Below are 18,918 nucleotides of genomic sequence, written 5' to 3'. Positions count from 1 at the left end.
GCCGAGAGTCACTCGTCCACGGCGCTCCGGGTGTGGCGTGATGTTTGGGGTGACGAGTGAGAGTGACTATTTGTCGATCATTCGACACGCACGGTTGTGATCGGATTGGCCGCGGGCTGGCTAATCAACCACGAATCCAGTGACATGGATGTGTTCCGGTTGGTGATAGGTCTGCGTTCGCGGACGTTCACCTTGCGTTCATTCGAGATGGCTTCGATTCTTGTCGGCGCCCCAGTCCAGGGGGCGGACGATTCGGCGCCGTAGCGCGCAAGAACGAAGGGCTGCTCGTGAACCGAGGCAAGCGTCAGGCCGCCGTCGGGGCTGCAATGGTGGCACTGCTCACTGTGGCGGCGTGTGGCACCGACGACAACAGTGACTCCGGCGGCACCGGGGCGAAGCCGTCGAACGGGGCGAGTGCGATCGCCTGCGAGAAGGGTTCCATCACCGGATCGGGTTCCTCCGCGCAGAAGAACGCGATGGACGAATGGGTCAAGGCGTACCAGAACGCCTGCGACGGCGCAACGATCAACTACCAGTCGACGGGGTCCTCGACCGGTCGGCAGCAGTTCATCGCCAAGCAGATTTCCTTCGCCGGTTCCGACTCGGCGCTGAAGGACCAGCAGAAGGCCGACGCGGACAATCGCTGTACCCCCGGTACGGCTGTCGACCTGCCGATGGTGGTCGGCCCGGTCGCGCTTGTGTACCACCTTTCGGGTGTCGACAAGCTCCAGCTGTCCGCCCCGACGATAGCGAAGATCTTCTCCGGTGCCATCACCAAGTGGAACGACCCGGCGATCACGGCGGAGAACAGTGGGGTTACTCTGCCTGACGCGCCGATCGCCTCGGTGCACCGGTCCGACGGTTCCGGTACCACCGACAACTTCACCAAGTTCCTGAAGGGCGCGGCCGGCGCCGCCTGGACCTTCGACTCCGGCTCGGACTGGAAGGCCCCGGGCGGCCAGGGTGCCAAGGGCAGCGAGGGGGTGACTGCGACCGTGAAGTCCACCGAGAACTCGATCGGTTATGTGGAGCTCTCCTATGCGGAGAACGCCGGGCTGTCCACGGTCGCGGTCAAGAACGGTGCCGGCGAGTACGTCAAGGCGAGCACGGATGGTGCCTCCCTCGGCCTGAGCACCGCGAAGATCGCCAGCGGTGACGACCTGAAGCTCACCTTCGACTACGCCGCGGCGACCAAGGGGGCGTACCCGATCTACCTGGTCACCTACGAGATCGCCTGCACCGCTGGTCTCCCGGCCGACCAGGCCAAGCTGGTCAAGTCCTTCCTGACCTACACCGCGTCGGACGCGGGCCAGTCCTCGATCGCCGACCTTGGTTACGCGCCGCTGCCGGACTCGGTAGCGACCCGGGTCCGCACGGTGGTCGACAAGCTGTCCTGACGTCGATCTGACGCAGCTCCGATTGGACTATCCGGTGCCCGCGGTGGGGTGAACAGCCCCACCGCGGGTCCGTTGTTCGTTGACGACGGCGAGAGCATCCGGGCCAGAACGGCAGACCAGAACAGCGCACTAGAACAGACCAACAGCAGGCCAACATCACCAGACCAGCCAAGACGGTGACGGCCAGGGCATTCACGAGCGGAAGTCGAGTTCGGAGCACCAGGGGAAGAGGGACCATGACGACGGAGCCGGACAGCTCGGCGGACGCCGAGTCTCGGGGGGCCGCTTCGGCGACGGCCGCCCCATCGGGAGGTGATCGGCCGGCCGGCGGGCTGGCGGACACCTCGACAGGCAAGGCCAAGGTCGGCGTCGCTGACCTGATCTTCAAGAATGCCACCCGCACGGCCGGGGTCGGGCTACTGGTACTGATCGCCGCGATCGCGGCCTTCCTGGTACTGCGCGCCACCAATGCCCTCGACGCCAATACCGGGAACTTCTTCACCACGGAGGAGTGGTTCCCCAACGCCACGCCGCCGGTTTTCGGTATCGCCGCACTGCTGTTCGGCACGATGATCACTGCTGCCATCGCAATGATCATCGCTGTTCCGGTCGCGGTGGGCATCGCCCTGTTCATTACGGTGTACGCACCTCGCCGGATGGCCTCCGCCCTCGGCTACATCGTCGATCTGCTGGCGGCCGTGCCGAGCGTCGTCTACGGCCTGTGGGGACTGCTCGTGCTCGCGCCGCACATGAAGGGCATCCAGAGCTGGCTGACCGACTACTTCGGGTGGATCCCGCTGTTCGAGACCGATCGCGGGGTCGGCCGGTCGATCTTCGTTGCGAGTGTCGTCCTCGCGATCATGATTCTGCCGATCGTCGCCGCGTTGTCCCGCGAGGTGTTCCTGCAGGTGCCTATTGCGCATTGGGAGGCGGCGATGGCGCTGGGCGCGACCCGCTGGGAGATGATCAGAACCGCCGTCCTGCCCTACGGCAAGCCGGGCGTCATCAGTGCCTCGATGCTGGGCCTCGGGCGGGCGATGGGCGAGACCATCGCGGTCGCCCTGGTCCTGCCGGCGTCGTTCAACATCTCCTGGCAGATCCTCGCGCCGGCCGGTAACACCATCGCCGCGAACGTGGCGAACGGATGGGGCGAGGCCAACGACATTGGCCGCGGTGCGCTTATCGCGTCCGGTCTCGTGCTCTTCATCGTCACCATGCTGGTCAACATCATCGCTTGCGCCATCATCGCGCGGCGGCGTGAGTTCTCGGGGAGTGCCGCATGAACACCGCGACCGTTCCCGGCCCCGCCGTCGAGGGCGGTGAGGACCGGCTGCAGCTGCGGGGCCGGGTCCTGCCCCGCTGGGTACCGCTCGCTGCCGTCGCCGGTGCCGTCGTCCTGACGGCCCTGATCTACCTGGTGACCTCGATCTCCAGCAGGATCCAGTTTCCCCTGCTGGTCGCCGTCTTCTTCATCCTCGCGATGACCGTGGCCTCGACGCTGGTCGAGGGCGGCCGCCGGGCCCGGGACCGGTTCGCGACGAACCTGGTCTACGCCGCCTTCCTGCTCGCGGTCATCCCCCTGCTCGAGGTGCTCGTGAATGTGATCGAGAAAGGTGCGAGGCGGCTGCGCCCCGAGTTCTTCACTCACTCGATGAACGGCATCGGCGCCCGTGACGTCGGTGGTGGCATCTACCACGCGATCATCGGCACGGTGGAGCAGGTCGCGTTGGCGAGCCTGCTGGCCGTGCCGTTCGGTCTGCTGGTGGCCATCTACCTGGTGGAATATGGCCGCGGCCGGGTCAGCCGGGTAATCAGCTTCTTCGTCGACGTGCTCACCGGTCTTCCCTCGATCATCGCGGGTCTGTTCATCCTGGCGTTCTGGATCCTCGCCTTCCACCAGGGCTTCTCCGGATTCGCGGGTGCCCTGGCCCTCACGGTGCTCATGATTCCGATCGTGGTGCGCTCCGCCGAGGAAATGCTGAAGCTCGTTCCGGACGAGCTGCGGGAGGCCAGCTACGCCCTCGGGGTGGCGCGTTGGCGGACCATCCTCAAGGTGGTCGTCCCCACCGCGTTGCCCGGGATCGTGACCGGCGTCATGCTCGCGGTCGCCCGCGTTGCCGGCGAGACCGCGCCGCTGCTGCTGACCGTCTTCGGTACGAACCTCATCAACGCCAACCCGTTCTCCGGGGAGCAGTCCGCACTGCCGCTGTACATCTACTCGCAGGCCGGCCAGCCGCAGCAGTCGGCGGTGGACCGGGCCTGGGCCGCCGCCCTGGTACTCATCATCATCATCATGCTGCTCAACTTCATCGCTCGTCTGGTCGTCAGACGCTCGCGGCTGTGATGACCCTGACCCGGGATGACAGCGCGGCACAGATCATGCCCTATCTCATCCCATTTAGTCCCATCCCATCTGATCCGACCCTCTGAAACAGCATCCAGGCAGATCGTGAGTCGAGGTAGCCATGGCCACCCGCATCGACGTTTCCGGGCTGACGGCGTACTACGGGAAGTTCAAAGCCGTAGCCGACGTGAACCTGACCATCGAGCCGAAGAACGTCACCGCATTCATCGGGCCGTCCGGATGCGGGAAGTCGACGGTGCTGCGCACGCTCAACCGGATGCACGAGGTGCTTCCGGGGGCCCGGGTCGAGGGGCAGGTGCTCCTCGACGGTGAGGATCTGTACGGGCCCGGGACGGACCCGGTGGCCGTCCGCCGCACCGTCGGGATGGTCTTCCAGCGACCGAACCCGTTCCCGACCATGTCCGTCTACGAGAACGTCATCGCCGGGCTCAAGCTGAACGGGATCCGCAAGAAGGCGCTCCTCGACGAGCGGGCCGAGGAGTCACTGCGGGGCGCGAACCTCTGGGAGGAGGTCAAGGACCGGCTGGGCCGGCCGGGCGCGGGTCTGTCCGGTGGGCAGCAGCAGCGGCTCTGCATCGCCCGGGCGATCGCGGTGGAGCCGCAGGTCCTGCTGATGGACGAGCCGTGCTCCGCGCTCGACCCGATCTCCACTCTTGCGATCGAGGATCTGATCGCGAAGTTGAAGTCGAGCTTCACCATCGTCATCGTCACCCACAACATGCAGCAGGCGTCGCGGGTCAGCGACTCGACCGCCTTCTTTTCGCTGGAGAAGACCGGCGACCCCGGCCGTCTCGTCGAGTACGACAAGACCTCGCAGATCTTCAGCAACCCCAAGGAAAAGCGGACCGAGGACTACATCTCCGGACGATTCGGCTGACGGACGGGGAGATTGGCGGACAGGACGCGCGGATGCTCCCGGTACCGCGTGGGGCCGGTCAACCGGGGGGGCAAAACCGTGGCTCGACAGGCGAGGACCCGGCCGTTCCGGCAGGCCTGGCGGTCGTGGCAGTAGACCCGGCAGCCGACGGGCGTCGGTACCGCGGCCCATCCGGTGGGACGCGGAGACGGACGACGAGCACCGGGCCGGGGGGCTTCCCGGCGTTGTTGATCGCGGACGAGGACGTCGACGACGGCATGCTCGACGCCTTCGTCGCGAACGGTGTCGAGGTCAGTGTGGTGGCGGACGGGGCGCTGGCCCTGCTGGAGATCGGTCTGCGGCATCCGGCCGCGCTGCTGATCAGTGCCCGGCTGCCCGTGGTGGACGGGGTGACCGTCGTGCGGACGGTGCGTAGCGTGCCCGGTCACGACGACGTGCCGATTCTCCTCGCGGTCGGCCCCGATGACCGGCCGAGAGCTGCCGCCGGACTCGACGCGGGGGCCAGCGCCTGCGTGGGCAAGCCGTACCGGGTTCCCGAGGTCCTCGCGATGGTGGGGTTCATCGGAACCGGACGGGCCGGAACGTATCCGCCCCGGATGCACGAGCCGGAGGTGCTGCGCGGCGGACGGGTGCTGCTGGACCGCGCGGCGCACGAGGTCCGTCTCGACGGGGCCGTGGTCCCGGTCCCGCCGCGGGAGTTCCGGCTGCTCGCGCTGCTCCTGGAACAGACGGGCCGGGTCGTCACGCGCGAGACGCTGCTGCGAGAGGTCTGGGGTTCGGCGCAGACGGAGACGAACACGCTTGCCGTGCACGTGCGGCGGCTGCGGCGGCGGCTGGGCGAGACGGCCGGCCAACCGACGGTAATCGAGAGCATCCGCGGGGTCGGCTACCGCTTCCGCGCCGTTGCCGATCCGGGTTGAGCCCTTCCGCAGGGACGTCAGCCGGGCAGCGCGTAGACGCCCGGCGCCACCCGTACCACGAGGCCATCGTCGATCAGTCCGGCGAGGGCGCGGGTCCGCTGCACCGGATCGTCCCAGACCTGATCGAGGATCTCCTGACCCACCTCCGGACTGGCGTCACGCAGGACGGCGAGCAGCCGGCCGCGGACCTGGCGGTCGGTGCCGGCGTACCCCTGGGGCCGGCGCGCGGGCCCCGCGCTCGGCGGGCTGCCCGCGGACACCCACGCACACCGTCCCAGCAGGGGGCAGGCGGCGCAGCGAGGCATCCGGGCAACGCAGACCAGCGCGCCGAGCTCCATGAACGCGGCGCTGGCCCGGGCGGCCGTCTCGGCGTCCGGCGGCAACAGCTCCGCGATCTCGACCAGGTCGCGGCGGCTGACCGTGGCCGGCTGGTCGGCTCTTCCCTCGACGGCCCGGGCGAACAGCCGGCGCACGTTGACGTCGACGACCGGATGGCGCTGGCGGAAGGCGAAGGCGGCAACCGCCCGCGCGGTGTACGTCCCGATGCCGGGCAGCGCGAGGAGATCGTCGAGGTGCCGGGGGATCTCGCCGTCGTGCCGTTCGACGACGACGGTCGCCGCCTGGTGCAGCCGCAGCGCGCGCCTGGGGTAGCCTAACCGGCCCCACGCCCGGACGGCCTCCCCGGCCGGCTCGGCGGCGAGCGCGGCGGGCGTCGGCCACCGGTCCAGCCAGGCCTCCCAGACCGGCAGCACCCGGCTGACCGGGGTTTGTTGCAGCATCACCTCGCTGACCATGATTGCCCAGGGGCTCGTCAGGGGACGGCGCCACGGCAGGTCCCGGCCACAGACGGCGAACCAGTCCAGGACGAGATCGGCCAGTGGTCCGGGCGCGCTGCTGATTCCGGCTGTGCTGGTCATTCCCGCCATCGTGCCAGGCGACCAGGCCGGCCGGAGGCGGCAGGCGGCCTCCCGTCGCCTTCGGCTACTACACCTAGCACTACCGTACGCAGCGTTACTACACGTAGCGTTCGAGAATGCTCGACTCGGCGAGCCGGGAGAGGCCCTCGCGGACCGCTCGGGCGCGGGTCTCCCCGACGCCGTCGACGGCCTGCAGATCGTCAACCCCGGCGGCGAGCAGTTTCTGCAGGGTGCCGAAATGATCGACGAGCCGGTCGACCACCATCCGTGGCAGTCGGGGCACCTTCGCCAGCATGCGGTAACCGCGCGGACTGATCTGCCGGTCCAGGATGTCCGCCCCGCCGGAGAATCCGATCACCCTGGCGAGGACGGTGAGGTCGAGCAGGTCGGTCGGAGACATCGCGGACAGCTCGCCCAGGACCTGCGCGGCCGTCCCCGCCTTCGACCCGATCGGCAGATAGTCGCGGACGGTGAGTTCACGCTCGGTCTCGACTCCGGCCATCAGCTCCTCGAGCTGCAGGGACAGCAGCCGGCCGTCGGTGCCGAGCTCGACGACGTAGCCTTCGATCTCGTCGGCTATGCGGCGCACCATCTCCAGCCGCTGGCTCACCGAAATCGCGTCGCGGACCGTGACGAGGTCCTCGATCTCCAGTGCGGACAGGGTGCCCGCGACCTCGTCAAGCCGCAGCTTGTAACGCTCGAGGGTGGCCAGGGCCTGGTTCGCCCGGGACAGGATGGCGGCCGAGCCGTCCAGCACGTACCGCCGCCCGGCGACGTACAGCGCGATGATGTGCATCGACTGGCTGACCGAGATGACGGGGAACTCGGCCTGCTTGGCGACCCGCTCGGCGGTCCGGTGCCGCGTGCCGGACTCCTCTGTCGGCACCGTTGGATCCGGTACCAGATGCACCGCCGCGCGGACGATGCGCTGCAGGTCGGACGACAGCACGATCGCGCCGTCCATCTTGGCCAGCTCGCGCAGCCGGGTTGCCGAGAACTCCACGTCGAGCTCGAAGCCACCGGTGCACAGACCCTCGACGACCTTGTCGTGGCCGAGGACGATCAGTGCGCCGGTGTGCCCGCGCAGAATGCGTTCCAGGCCGTCGCGAAAGGGGGTTCCGGGCGCGACCGCGGCCAGTGTCGCCCGGAAGATGTCGTCTCCGGGTGGTCCTGCCATTAGGCTCCCTCAACTCCTCGGCTTCCCCCACCGTCTCCCATTACCACTGTCGCGATGCTATCGGGGCGACGGGAGCCGGTGGGGTCCACCTCATCGTGAAGTACCGATATGGTTAGAAAAATACACACTTTCTACGTTTCATGCATTTTGCCGATCGCGCCGATCAGGTCGGGTACCTCGGTGACTTTCATGCCGTCCGGAGCCGGGCCGGGGTCCGCCGGAACGAGCGCCCGGCGAAAGCCGAGCCGGGCCGCGGCGGCGAGCCGTTGGCGTACCGAGCCCACCGCGCGGACCTCCCCGGCCAGGCCGACCTCGCCGACAGCGACGAGATCGGCCGGCAACGGACGGTCTCTGGCCGCGCTGACGATCGCCAAGGCCGTCGCGAGGTCCGCTGCGGGCTCGGCCAACCGAACCCCGCCGACGGTCGCGGCGTACACGTCGGCCCGGCCGAAGCGCACCTTCGCCCGGCGCTCGACCACGGCGAGAATCATCGCCACCCGGGCCGGATCGAGCCCGGACACGGCGCGCCGGGGGATCTGCGCCGAGGTCTCCGCCACCAGAGCCTGAACCTCGGCGACGAGTGGCCGTCGGCCCTCGACCGTTACGGTGACACAGGTTCCCGGCACCGCCTCCAGCCCCGCGCCGCCGGACCGGGACAGGAACAGCCCGCTCGGGTCGGCGATGCCATGGATACCGGAATCGTCCATCTCGAAACAGCCGACCTCGTCGGCCGGTCCATACCGATTCTTGCCCGCGCGGACCAGGCGCAGTGCGGAGTGCCGCTCGCCCTCGAAATGCAGCACCACGTCGACCAGATGTTCCAGGAGGCGCGGTCCGGCGACCAGACCATCCTTCGTGACATGGCCGACAAGCACCATCACGAGTCCCAGCGCCTTGGCCGTCCGGATCAGGGCCGCGGTGACCTCACGGACCTGGGTGACCCCGCCCGCGGCTCCGTCTACCCCGGCCGCGGAGATGGTCTGCACCGAATCGACCACCAGCAGGGCGGGTGAGACCTCCTCGACGTGACGCAGGACGGCGCCGAGGTCCGTCTCGGCGGCGATCCACAGGTCCTCGTGCAGCGCACCCGTCCGACCCGCCCGCAGCCTGACCTGCGCCGCGGATTCCTCCCCGGTGACGACCAGCGCGCGGGCACCGGCGGCGGCGCTGCGGGCCGCGACCTCCAGCAACAGGGTGGACTTGCCGACCCCCGGTTCCCCGGCGAGCAGGATCACAGCGCCGGGAACGAGGCCGCCGCCCAGCACGCGGTCGAGCTCGTCTATCCCGGTCGGGCGACGCCTCGTCGCGGTCACGTCGACGGACATGACCGGCAGAGCCGGTGCCGTCACTGCGGCGGACGAGGCGGAGCGACCCCCCGCGACCAGGCCGGCCCCGCGGCGTGGGGCGGGGGCCTGCGCCTCCAGCGTGCCCCACTCCTGGCAGCGCGAGCATCGTCCCGCCCACCGCACGGACTCCGAGCCGCAGCTGTTACACCGGAACCCGCCTGAGGCCGCACGGCTCGACGGGCGACCGCCGGCCGACGGGCGAGTGGATGCCATGGACGCAACGTTAGTCCGCTGGTCCGACATGTCGGTGACAGCGGCGCGCGGAATGGGTCCCCGGGCGTCGGGTACCCGCGAATGGGGATACCCGGCCGGATCCCGCTGGGCGGATCGGCCGGCGGTGGGTCAGCCCGCGGTGGTGGCGCCGGCCGACGGCGAGGCGGGCTCCTGCCCTGCCCCCGGGGTCCCGGTAACCGCACCCCGCGCCGCCGAGGCGCCGGGTGCGGGCTGCTCCACCGGAACGTCCAGGGTGATACTGCCGGCCTTGGCGAAGGTGATGGTGACGGGCACCTGGGACCCGATCAACAGGTTCTTCTGGACGTTCTGCAGGGTCGGCGCGGAGCCGTCGGCAATGAAGATCTTTCCGGAACCGGGTGGCAGCTCGGCGGGGCTCGGTACCTTGCCGCCCGCCGCGAGGGGGGAGGACACGCCGATGATGGTGTCAGGCTCGGTGCCCGCGTTGAAGAACGCCGAGACGATCTGTGCGGAGTCTCCCCGGGACAGCGGGCCTGCTACATAGACGTTGCGCAGCGTGATGCTGTCGACGGCGCTCGAAACGCTGTTGGTCGTGGTCCGGGCGAGGTTCGTCAGCGCGTCGTTGCCGGAAGCGCAGCTTGCCAGGCCAGCGGACCCGACCACCGAGGCCAGGATCGCGGCACCGATCCGGCGGGAGGCCATGCGCCGCCTGAAGGTGGACTGTCGACCGGCGTCGTGGCCCGGCTCCGGGGCGGCGGACGCCCCGCCGACGGCGGGTGTGGCTGACGTGGAACGGGCACCCAGACGGCGGCTCACAGCTCGGTGGCTCCTCCTGCGCGAGACCGGTGCCTCGGGTGCGCACCGGTGCTGGTTGACGGTCGTCCCGTGGGGTGATCACCGGTGGCGCCGCCTCCATCGCCGGCCGTCGTAACCGGCGCGGAGAGGCCACCCCCGGTGCCCGGATGATTCGGTCTAAGACGGTCCGTGACGGTCCGTCTCCCGACTCACCCGTGCGGGGCTAACACTAGCCATCCCTCGGCATCACGTGCGGAGGCTGTGGGCGGTACGAAACCCGTGGATCCGGCCCAGGAGCACGCTCGGGCCGGATTCCGGCGCCGTAGCCGGGCCGGCTGGCCTGGGCGGTTGGTCCGAGCGGCCCCGGACGTGGGCAGCATCATGGCGTGGGGGGGGGGAGCCACGACCTGTCGGGCGACCCGGCGGGCGCCGTCCGTTCCATGGCGATAGCCCGTTTCATGGCGGGATGACCGTTTCATAGTCAAGACGACCGTTACATGGTGATGTGGCGCGATGGGTGCTGGTGCGTCGGGATGCGTCGCGGCGGGACCGGGTCGGGTGGGCCCGGGTCCGGCACGGCGTCCCGGCCTGGCCGGAACGCCGTGCCGGCGGGCGGACGGGCCGGCCCCCGCGCCAGGTTCGCCGCGCGGCCGCGCTCAACGTGTAGCCAACATCCGCCGGGTCGTCACCCGTTTTACCTGGTAGGCATCTTCGATGTCGGTGCGCGGCGATCTGGCGGGTGGGTGGGCGGATCTGTGCCCCTGGATGCCCGTCCTCCGGAGCGGGTGGCCGGAAGGCGGCGCCGGGGCCCTCACCTTGGCGTTGCTGGTCTTGGTACCTGCAGCGTGCGTCTGACCTGCGGCGATGCGTGCGTGTTACGCTGGTAGAGGCGGAAGGGGCACGTGACACATGGCGTTCCAAGTCGGCGAGACCGTTGTTTACCCGCATCATGGTGCTGCTCTGATTGACGCGATTGAAACTCGCGTCATCAAGGGCGAGGAAAAACTCTATCTCGTGCTGAAGGTCGCTCAGGGCGATCTGACTGTCCGAGTTCCGGCCGACAATGTCGGCATGGTCGGGGTGCGTGACGTCGTTGGGCAGGACGGGCTGGAACGGGTGTTCGAGGTGCTCCGCGCCCCGCACACCGAGGAGCCCACCAACTGGTCGCGACGGTACAAGGCAAATCTTGAGAAGCTCGCCTCCGGCGATGTGAACAAGGTGGCCGAGGTCGTCCGTGACCTATGGCGACGCGATCGCGAACGCGGTCTTTCCGCGGGCGAGAAGCGAATGTTGAGCAAGGCCCGGCAAATCCTCCTCAGCGAGCTTGCGCTCGCCGAGGGCACCAACGAGGACAAGGCGGAGGCCATGCTTGACGAGGTTCTCGCCGGATGATCGTGGGCTTGTTGGCGCAGGCGTAATTCGTCCGGCCGACAGGCGATCTATTCGGCACGGCATGATAATCCGGAAAGGCATTCTCTTTCCGGGAGACCGCCGTCCCGAGCGCGTTGCCGACTCAGGTTCCGGCTGAGTGGCGTCGAGACGGTGGTGGGCGGTGTTGCGCCCACCGGCGGCTCGCGCCGAGCCGGCTGGATCCGCCATGCCCTCGTGGCGGATGGCACACGGGAGGTCCTGTGGTGGGCGAAGGTCACCGGTTGCCGGTGGCGAGCCCCCGGGTGGCGGCGATCGTGCCGGCTGCCGGCCGGGGTGAGCGGCTGGGGGGAGGTACTCCCAAGGCGCTGCGAGCCCTCGGTGGCAGGCCCATGCTGGTGCGTACGGTGGAATCGTTGCGCCGCTCCAGGCTAGTGACGCAGATCGTTGTCGCGGCGCCACCGACGCTGGTCGATGCCGTGGCCCAGTTGCTCGGCGGGGGCGTGCATGTGATCGCCGGCGGCGCCGAGCGGGTGGATTCGGTCCGCCGCGCCCTGCGGGCCGTGGACGACGACGTCTCCGTGGTACTGGTCCACGACGCCGCCCGGCCGCTGACGCCCCCCGAGCTGGTCGACGCGGTGGCGGCGGCGGTGCTCGACGGGCATCCCGCGGTGATTCCCGTCGTGCCGCTAGCCGACACGGTCAAGGAGGTGGACGCCGACGGGCGGGTGGTGCGTACCCCGCCGCGGGACGGCTTGCGAGCCGTGCAGACCCCGCAGGGATTCCGCCGCGACGTGCTGAGCGCCGCGTATGCGCTCGAGGACATCGCCGTGACCGACGATGCGGGACTGGTGGAGGCTCTGGGAGTGCCGGTGACGACCATTCCCGGCGCGCAGGAGGCATTCAAGGTGACTCGACCGGCGGATCTCGTGCTCGCCGAGGCGCTACTCGCCCGCTGCGACTCCGCGGACGACGCCCGGCCCGCGGAGCCCCAGTTCGCGGGCGCCCGGTCCACGGACGCCTGGAGTGGCGGATGACCGGCGGCCCGCGGCGGGACGAACCCGTCGTGGACGCCGCGCCTACCAGCCGGCAGGCTCCCGCGTCCAGTTTGGTGAACACGGTGATCCTGCCCCGGGTCGGCGTTGGGGTCGATGTGCATCCGTTCGCCGCCGGCAGGCCGTGCTGGGTGGCTTGCCTGGAATGGCCGGGGGAGACCGGGCTCGCCGGGCACTCCGACGGGGACGTCGCCGCACACGCGGCTTGTGACGCACTTCTCACCGCCTCGTGCCTCGGTGATCTGGGTCGAGTTTTCGGCACGGACCGACCGGAGTACGCGGGTGCGTCGGGCGCGGTCCTGCTGGCCGAGACGGCGCGGCTTCTCGGTGCCGCCGGTTGGGCGATCGGCAACGTCTCGGTCCAGGTCATCGGGAGCCGGCCCAGGATGGCCGGGCGTCGCGAGGAGGCGCAGAAGGCGATGTCCGTGGCCTTGGGCGCCTCGGTGAGCCTGTCGGCCACCACCAGCGACGGACTCGGCCTCACTGGGCGGGGCGAAGGCTTGGCCGCCATCGCGACCGCGCTCGTCGTCCGCGCCTGACGGCGAGCCTGTCACCGGTGATATGCCGTTTTGTCATCGACTGACCGCGTGCCGGCGCGGAGATGAGAGGGTGAGCCGACCCTGGCCCCTCCCCGAGGAGTCTGATGGCTGACCGCCTTCCAGAGTTGGTGAGGGCCCTTGCCGACGCCCGGACCTACGTCGTTCTGGCGACGATCCAGCCCGACGGCTCGCCGCGGATGACGGTGCTGTGGGTGGACCGCGACGAGGACGAACTGCTGCTGTCCACGGTGCGGGGGCGCGCGAAGGAACGCGACATCGCAAGGGATCCGCGGGTCGGACTGATGTTCCTCGACCAGGGCGATCCCTACGGTTACATCGAGGTCCGCGGGACCGCTACCCTGATCGAGGATGGCGGCCGGGAACTGATCGACCGGCTGTCGGTGAAGTACACCGGAGACGTGTACCGGTGGGATGATCCGGATGAGGCCAGGGTGGTCGTCCGGGTCGTGGCCGACCGGGTACTGACGGTCGGCTGACCCTCCCCTTGGGTCCCGTCGGTCGAGCGGGGCCGTACCCTTGACAGATGGGTCTCCACCTCCACGACACGCGCAGGCGGCGTGTGCGGCCATTCGAGCCGCTACGCCCCGGTCACGTGGGCGTCTACGTGTGCGGGCCCACCGTGCAGGCGGCCCCGCATGTGGGCCACATCCGCACGGCGCTGCCCTTCGATCTGCTGCGCCGGTGGCTGGTGCAGTCCGGCCACTCGGTGACCTTTGTGCAGAACGTCACCGACATCGACGACAAAATTATCATCAACGCGGATCGGGACGGCACCTCGGTCTGGGAGCTCGCCACCCGGCAGACCCGTGCGTTCGACGACGCCTACCGCACTCTCGGGATCCTGCCCCCGACGATCCAGCCGCGTGCCACCGGTCACATCCCCGAGATGATCGCGCTGGTGTCGGCCCTCGTGGAGAGGGGATACGCGTACGCCAGCGGCGGTTCGGTCTGGTTCCGGGTGGGTGCGTTCGTCGACTACGGAGCGCTGTCCCACCAGCGACCCGACGCGATGCAACCGTCCGTGGAGGCCGAGCCCGGCAAGGCTGACCCCCGCGACTTCGCGTTGTGGAAGGCAGCCAGGCCCGGCGAACCGTTTTGGTCGTCCCCCTGGGGTGACGGCCGGCCGGGCTGGCATCTGGAATGCTCTGCGATGGCCGGAAAATACCTCGGCCCGGTCTTCGACATCCACGGCGGCGGACTCGACCTGATTTTCCCGCACCACGAGAACGAACGTGCCCAGACGGTCTGCGCCGCCACGGCCCGCCCGGTGTCGAACGCGGCTTCGGCCGATTCGCCTGGCCCCGGTGGTGGCGAGCCCGGTGGTGGCGAGATGGCGCGCTACTGGATGCACGTCGGCCTGCTGACGACCGGCGGGACGAAGATGTCGAAGTCGTTGGGAAATTCCGTCCTGGTGGCCGACGCCCTCGACGAGGTCCGTCCGCAGGTTCTGCGTTATCATTTGCTTTCCGCGCACTACCGGTCCACGCTCGACTACAGCGCCGAGGCGCTGGCGGAATCCACCGCGGCCCACGACCGGGTGGAGACCTTCGTCCGCAACGCGTTGGACATCCTCGGCGGGCCCGGGGAGGCGGCGGCACTGGCAGCCGACGAGGTCGTCTCGTCGTCGACCGCAGGGACGGCGGGGAAGGCCGGGACGCGGCCGACGGTGGCCGGAGCCCGGCCGGTGCCGGTTCCCGGGCCGGGTGGTGAGCCGAGGCTCACCCCGCGGCGGGCCTGGTCCGATTTCACCACCGCTATGGACGACGATCTCGCCGTCGGACGTGCGCTGGCGGCCCTGTTCGGCGCGGTGAGTCAGGGAAACCAGGTGCTGTCGAAGGCTCACAGCCGGGAGTTGGCCGGGTGGGTGGACGTGACCCGGCGGATGCTGAACATCTTCGGTCTCGACCCGCATGAGCAGTGGCCTACCGCAGGTGCCGAGTTCAGGCCGGCGCTGGACGGCGCGATGCAGGTCGTGCTGGATCTGCGGTCCGCGGCCCGGGCCCGGCGGGACTATGCGGAAGCCGACGCCATCCGCTCGAGACTGGCAGCCGCCGGCCTGATCGTGGAGGACACTCCAGAGGGCCAGCGCTGGCATCTGGCCTGAGCCGACCGACCAGGTCTCACCAGGTTGATCAGCGTTGACGCCGTGACGATCAGTTGACTGATCTGATCGGCAGGCCGCCTGCCGCCCCGGACGGCGGCAGGCGACCCGGTAGATCAGCGGGCGCGTAATGTGATGCGCGTCCAGGCGCCCAGGTAGACCCGGTCCCCGTCACGTAGCGGAACGGGCTGGCCGGGCTCGATGGGGTCCGGTTCGTCGTTCAGCCGGGTGCCGTTGGTGGATCCCGGGTCGCGGACCGCGTAACCGCCGTCGGGCAGCAGCTCGAACAGGGCGTGGCTGCGGGAGATTCCCGGGTCCTCCGGCGCTCCGGACAGGTCGATGTCCGGATGGATGCCACGGGACTCGCTGCGCCGCCCCACGAGCATCTGAGAGCCGGCCAGGGCGAAGACCCGACGAGGGTAGAAGGTCGGGAACGGGACCCGGTGGTCGTCGCCGCTGTCGTAGTACTCGCGCTCCGCCTCGACGATGGCTTCCCAGACGGTGCTGCCCGTCGGCGCGCGGTCCCGATCCCAGCCGGCGCCGCGCCCGGCGCCGGCCCGTGGGTCGTCGAGGACCGCGTCACGGGGGTCGACGTGGCCGCCGCGGGTGCCGCTGTGCCGCGGGTTGCCGCCCCGGCTCTGGGTGACCCGGTCGATGGATGGCGGGGGTGGAGCGGAGGCGTCCATGCCCAGCGGGTCCGCACCGTAGCCGTACTCGGCGTCGCGTCGGCTCCGGCGGTGCGTGTCCGACTCGCGGTCAAGGTCGCCCCGCGGATCCGGATATCCACCCGGCGTCCGGCTGTCGCGGCCGACGGGGTAGCCGCCACGGTTCTCCGGCGTGCCCCAGTCTCGACCGTAGGGATCGCGCCCGTGGTCGATCCGGTCGTCGGGGGCCGGCTGCTCGTCACGCCCGCGTGGGTAGGGGTCACGATCATAGCCACCGGGCGGGCCGTAGGGGTCCTCCTGATAACCGCGGCCCCCCCGGGACTGGTCGGGGTAGCCGTCACGGCCATACCCGCCGTACGAGTCGCCACCGCGCGGGTCGCCGACGCGCGGCGGGTCCGTCACCCCGGGCAGGTCGGCTGGCGAACGGCGGATGCCCAACGGGTCGTAGCCATCTGGACCGTCCGCATCCGGGCCGGTCTGTTCGGCTGACCCACGCCGACGGTTCCCGTCAGCCGAGCGGCCGGGGGCATCTGCTCCGTAGGGAGCTCGCCCGCCGTCCTCCGGACGGTATTCGTACCTCTCCTGACCACTCATGATCCCAATTCCGCACCGATCGCAGTAGTCGGGTCGTGAGACAGGTGCCCCGTAGGGCATCGTGCCCTCACCTGATCACCGGTTCACCCGGAGGGTCCTCGTCGACCGTGTGTCAAGGACCATCTCATCGATCTTCTTGACGTTCTTCTTCAACCGAACCGTACCTGTTGTGGCATTGTCGACGCGAACCACCTTCTGTAGGAGGCGGTAGGTGTCTTCGTTGCCGGAGGCGAGCGCCAGCTGAGCGTCGCGTCCGAGCAACAGTGTCGCAGTCGCCTCGTCGCCGGCCCGACGCGCCTCCAGGCCCCGTAGCACCGCGGCCGGGAGTTCCACCTGGTCGGTGTAGTGGGTGACTGGGTCGCTGATCCGGCTCCACTGGGTCTCATCGTCCGTCCAAACCGCTCGGACCAGCGCCTTTGACGCCACCCGGCCGTCGACGACGAGGCTGACCCGCGCCGCCGACGTCTCGATTCCCCACGCGCCGGTAGGGTAGCCGAAGCAGCGTTCGTCCGCGGGCGTGGCCTCGCCCGTCAGATCACGTACCACGGGTGCGACCTCCGCGGTGAAGACGCTCATCAGTCCTCCACCCGGGCGGCCACCACCGTGATGTTGTCGTGTCCCCCGGAGTCGATGGCGAAGTCGACGAGGTGGCGGGCGACGTCGATGGCCTCGCAGTGGGGTGGGAGCTGGTTGACCAGCGCGGCCATCACGTCGGGCCGGGACGCGTAGTTCCACAGCCCGTCGCTGCAGACCAGTACCGTGGCCGGCGCCTCGATTGGGAACATCTCGGTGTGCGGCGCGACGTCCTCGACGTCGCCGCCCAGCCAGCAGGTGAGGGTGTGCGCCCGCCGGTGTGTCTCGGCCTCGTTGGCTGGGATGAGCCCCGCGCGCGCGGCCTCAGCCGCCCAGGTGTCGTCGGCGGTCAGCCGCTCGCACCAGCGCGGACCGAGCAGGTAGACCCGGCTGTCGCCGACCCAGCCGACCGTGACCATGCCCGGGCCGTCCGGGGTCGGCGGGGTGACGATGGCCGCGGCGAACGTGCACGACGGCGCCATCCGCCCCTCGGCCGCGCTGAGTTGGGCGATGGTCGCCTGGGCCGCGTCGACGGCGGCGTGCAGCGCGGCCTCGGCGTCCTCCGGGGAGAACCCGCCGACGACCGTGCGGGGCGATGTTCGTGGCTTCTTGTAGTCGGCATACGATGGTTCGAGGATGTCGAGCATCTCCTCGGCCCGGCTGACGCCGCGCGACGGGCGGGTGTCGTGGTGGACGGGGCGCCCCGGGCCGTGGGCACGCACCGCATCCGCGAGGACGGCCATGGCGGTGGTCGCCGCGGCGGCCGAGGCCTGCCCGGAGCCCGGAGTGGTCGACACGCCGTCACACACCACCGCGATCAGCGTGCCGTACACGACGGCCAGGCCCATGGCGTCCTCGTTGGTGGTGTGCCGGACGCCGCGGTCGCACACGCCGGCGAGCTGGCCGAGGTCGACCTCGCTGTGGTCGGCGTCGCCGTGGCCGGGGTCCGGGCCCTCCAGCCCGTGACCACAGACCTCGCAGTACCGGTCGTCGGCATACACCGGCGCCGCACACACCGGGCAGCGACCCAGGTCGTCGTTGAGTTCGAACGGCCCCCCGGTGATCTGGTAGGCGACTGTGGGGGCGTCGTCACGCGGGTTGAGGTCCACCGTCATGCCGCCGGGAGAAATCGGCCGCGGCCGGAAACAGCCGGGGGAACGCATGCGGGCGGTGTGCGCAGAGCCATGTGCTGGGTGCCTCCTGCCCCTGACGGTCGGGTCCTTGACGGTCGGGTCGCTAACGGCCGGATCGTCGATGCTCGCCGTGGCCGTCTCGGGACACCGACGGCGCGCGCCCGATGATCGACCGAGGTGGTCACACTCGTCGAGCTGGTCATCACGCATCCATGGAGACGTATTCTCCCAGCTTCTCCCGCGGCACGTCGAGGGTGTAGATCGCCGTGCCGGCGACCTGATCCGACGCGCCCGCCATCGCCGGCGGGCGACCCTAAAAGAGCGTAAAGGCCGGGGGTGGATGGTGGCAGGGCCCCCGCACTCCGGGGAACCCCGGGCCCGCCGGTCGGCGTGGTGATGCGCACCTGACCCTCCTGACGCCGGTGAGGGGCGGCCGGACCACGTCAGGTCGGGCCGTGGGCCTGCCGGCCCTCAGGATAGGGCGCCGGGTCCCCGGAAACGGCCATGTCGAGGTATGCCCATGGCAGAGGTCCTCCGCCGAGCTCCTGCCGAGCTCTCGCTGAGCGTGCCCCGACACGCCGGTGTCGTCCGCCGTATACCGTGGTCACATGGTCATTCCCCGGGCGTGTACTGGTCGGTGGTCCTGATGGCCGGCGCCGCTCGCCGGGGCGATGGGATCGCCCGCGGCGGTCAGGGCGGTCGGGCCGCCAAGTCCGGTTCCCACCGCAAGGGGGCCTCCACGGGCAGCGGCGGTCACGGCCGCAAGGCGCTGGAGGGCCGTGGGGCCACGCCGCCCGCGCAGCTGCGCCCCGGCCATCCCGCCCAGCGTCGTGCGGCGGCGGCTGCTGCGGCCCGTTCCGCATCGGCCGGAGCCGAGCGGGGT

Annotated in this window: 17 protein-coding genes and 1 pseudogene; 11 read left to right on the top strand and 7 right to left on the bottom strand. The window is 70.0% G+C overall.

Annotation, left to right across the window (positions count from 1 at the left end; all coding sequences use genetic code 11):
* Nucleotides 1-287: 287 nt before the first annotated feature.
* The 5 genes from pstS to AC08OT_RS02250 all read left to right on the top strand — a co-directional run bounded on the left by pstS (nt 288) and on the right by AC08OT_RS02250 (nt 5,559).
* Nucleotides 288-1,397 (top strand): phosphate ABC transporter substrate-binding protein PstS, encoded by a 1,110-nt coding sequence (gene pstS / locus AC08OT_RS02270; RefSeq protein ID WP_476594870.1) that lies wholly within the window; start codon nt 288-290, stop codon nt 1,395-1,397.
* A 236-nt stretch (nt 1,398-1,633) separates the two neighbouring features.
* A complete protein-coding gene (gene pstC, locus AC08OT_RS02265) occupies nt 1,634-2,680 on the top strand; it encodes a phosphate ABC transporter permease subunit PstC (protein ID WP_476594871.1) in 1,047 nt (348 codons plus the stop codon).
* Nucleotides 2,677-3,741: a phosphate ABC transporter permease PstA gene (gene pstA / locus AC08OT_RS02260; protein WP_476591539.1), complete on the top strand. Its 1,065-nt coding sequence runs from the start codon at nt 2,677-2,679 to the stop codon at nt 3,739-3,741. Before pstC ends, pstA begins: the two co-directional genes overlap by 4 nt.
* Nucleotides 3,742-3,862: 121 nt before the next feature.
* On the top strand, nt 3,863-4,639 hold the full coding sequence (pstB, locus tag AC08OT_RS02255; RefSeq protein ID WP_462185928.1) for a phosphate ABC transporter ATP-binding protein PstB: 777 nt from the start codon (nt 3,863-3,865) through the stop codon (nt 4,637-4,639).
* 32 nt (nt 4,640-4,671) lie between these two features.
* The gene (locus AC08OT_RS02250; protein ID WP_476591538.1) at nt 4,672-5,559 is read left to right on the top strand and encodes a response regulator transcription factor; all 888 of its coding nucleotides are present in this window, start codon (nt 4,672-4,674) and stop codon (nt 5,557-5,559) included.
* 17 nt (nt 5,560-5,576) lie between these two features.
* Here the strand turns inward: AC08OT_RS02250 and AC08OT_RS02245 are convergent, their stop codons facing one another.
* The 4 genes from AC08OT_RS02245 to AC08OT_RS02230 form a co-directional block, all read right to left on the bottom strand.
* A complete protein-coding gene (locus AC08OT_RS02245; RefSeq protein WP_476591537.1) occupies nt 5,577-6,476 on the bottom strand; it encodes an HhH-GPD family protein in 900 nt (299 codons plus the stop codon).
* A 97-nt stretch (nt 6,477-6,573) separates the two neighbouring features.
* The gene (disA, locus tag AC08OT_RS02240; protein WP_476591536.1) at nt 6,574-7,653 is read right to left on the bottom strand and encodes a DNA integrity scanning diadenylate cyclase DisA; all 1,080 of its coding nucleotides are present in this window, start codon (nt 7,651-7,653) and stop codon (nt 6,574-6,576) included.
* Nucleotides 7,654-7,784: 131 nt separating this feature from the next.
* A complete protein-coding gene (radA, locus tag AC08OT_RS02235; protein WP_476591535.1) occupies nt 7,785-9,242 on the bottom strand; it encodes a DNA repair protein RadA in 1,458 nt (485 codons plus the stop codon).
* Between the two features lie 99 nt (nt 9,243-9,341).
* Complete coding sequence (locus AC08OT_RS02230) at nt 9,342-10,007, bottom strand: copper chaperone PCu(A)C domain-containing protein (protein WP_476591534.1); 666 nt, start codon at nt 10,005-10,007, stop codon at nt 9,342-9,344.
* A gap of 888 nt (nt 10,008-10,895) precedes the next feature.
* On the opposite strand from AC08OT_RS02230, the gene AC08OT_RS02225 reads away from it, so the two are divergent.
* The 5 genes from AC08OT_RS02225 to AC08OT_RS02205 all read left to right on the top strand — a co-directional run bounded on the left by AC08OT_RS02225 (nt 10,896) and on the right by AC08OT_RS02205 (nt 15,073).
* The gene (locus AC08OT_RS02225) at nt 10,896-11,378 is read left to right on the top strand and encodes a CarD family transcriptional regulator (protein ID WP_476591533.1); all 483 of its coding nucleotides are present in this window, start codon (nt 10,896-10,898) and stop codon (nt 11,376-11,378) included.
* A gap of 242 nt (nt 11,379-11,620) precedes the next feature.
* Nucleotides 11,621-12,391, top strand: coding sequence for a 2-C-methyl-D-erythritol 4-phosphate cytidylyltransferase (gene ispD / locus AC08OT_RS02220; protein ID WP_476591532.1), 771 nt, complete (start codon nt 11,621-11,623; stop codon nt 12,389-12,391).
* The gene (gene ispF, locus AC08OT_RS02215; protein WP_476591531.1) at nt 12,388-12,948 is read left to right on the top strand and encodes a 2-C-methyl-D-erythritol 2,4-cyclodiphosphate synthase; all 561 of its coding nucleotides are present in this window, start codon (nt 12,388-12,390) and stop codon (nt 12,946-12,948) included. The genes ispD and ispF overlap by 4 nt, the downstream gene beginning before the upstream one ends.
* Before the next feature lie 104 nt (nt 12,949-13,052).
* Complete coding sequence (locus AC08OT_RS02210; RefSeq protein WP_476591530.1) at nt 13,053-13,445, top strand: PPOX class F420-dependent oxidoreductase; 393 nt, start codon at nt 13,053-13,055, stop codon at nt 13,443-13,445.
* A 47-nt stretch (nt 13,446-13,492) separates the two neighbouring features.
* Complete coding sequence (locus tag AC08OT_RS02205) at nt 13,493-15,073, top strand: cysteine--tRNA ligase (RefSeq protein WP_476591529.1); 1,581 nt, start codon at nt 13,493-13,495, stop codon at nt 15,071-15,073.
* 113 nt (nt 15,074-15,186) lie between these two features.
* Here AC08OT_RS02205 and AC08OT_RS02200 read toward each other — a convergent pair whose 3' ends face one another.
* The 3 genes from AC08OT_RS02200 to AC08OT_RS02190 form a co-directional block, all read right to left on the bottom strand.
* Nucleotides 15,187-16,329, bottom strand: a complete 1,143-nt coding sequence (locus AC08OT_RS02200; RefSeq protein ID WP_476591528.1) for an FHA domain-containing protein — start codon at nt 16,327-16,329, stop codon at nt 15,187-15,189.
* Nucleotides 16,330-16,404: 75 nt separating this feature from the next.
* Nucleotides 16,405-16,905, bottom strand: coding sequence for a hypothetical protein (locus AC08OT_RS02195; protein ID WP_476591527.1), 501 nt, complete (start codon nt 16,903-16,905; stop codon nt 16,405-16,407).
* Nucleotides 16,905-18,017 carry a PP2C family protein-serine/threonine phosphatase gene (locus AC08OT_RS02190; protein WP_476591526.1) on the bottom strand — a complete coding sequence of 371 codons (1,113 nt, stop codon included), beginning with the start codon at nt 18,015-18,017 and terminating at the stop codon, nt 16,905-16,907. Before AC08OT_RS02190 ends, AC08OT_RS02195 begins: the two co-directional genes overlap by 1 nt.
* A gap of 538 nt (nt 18,018-18,555) precedes the next feature.
* On the opposite strand from AC08OT_RS02190, the pseudogene AC08OT_RS02185 reads away from it, so the two are divergent.
* Nucleotides 18,556-18,918, top strand: a pseudogene (locus AC08OT_RS02185) (hypothetical protein); the annotation flags it as partial.

It is taken from the genome of Frankia sp. CgJB1 (assembly GCF_977947065.1).
Note: the sequence above shows the minus strand (reverse complement) of the source record. Positions and strands in the feature narration are given on the sequence as shown.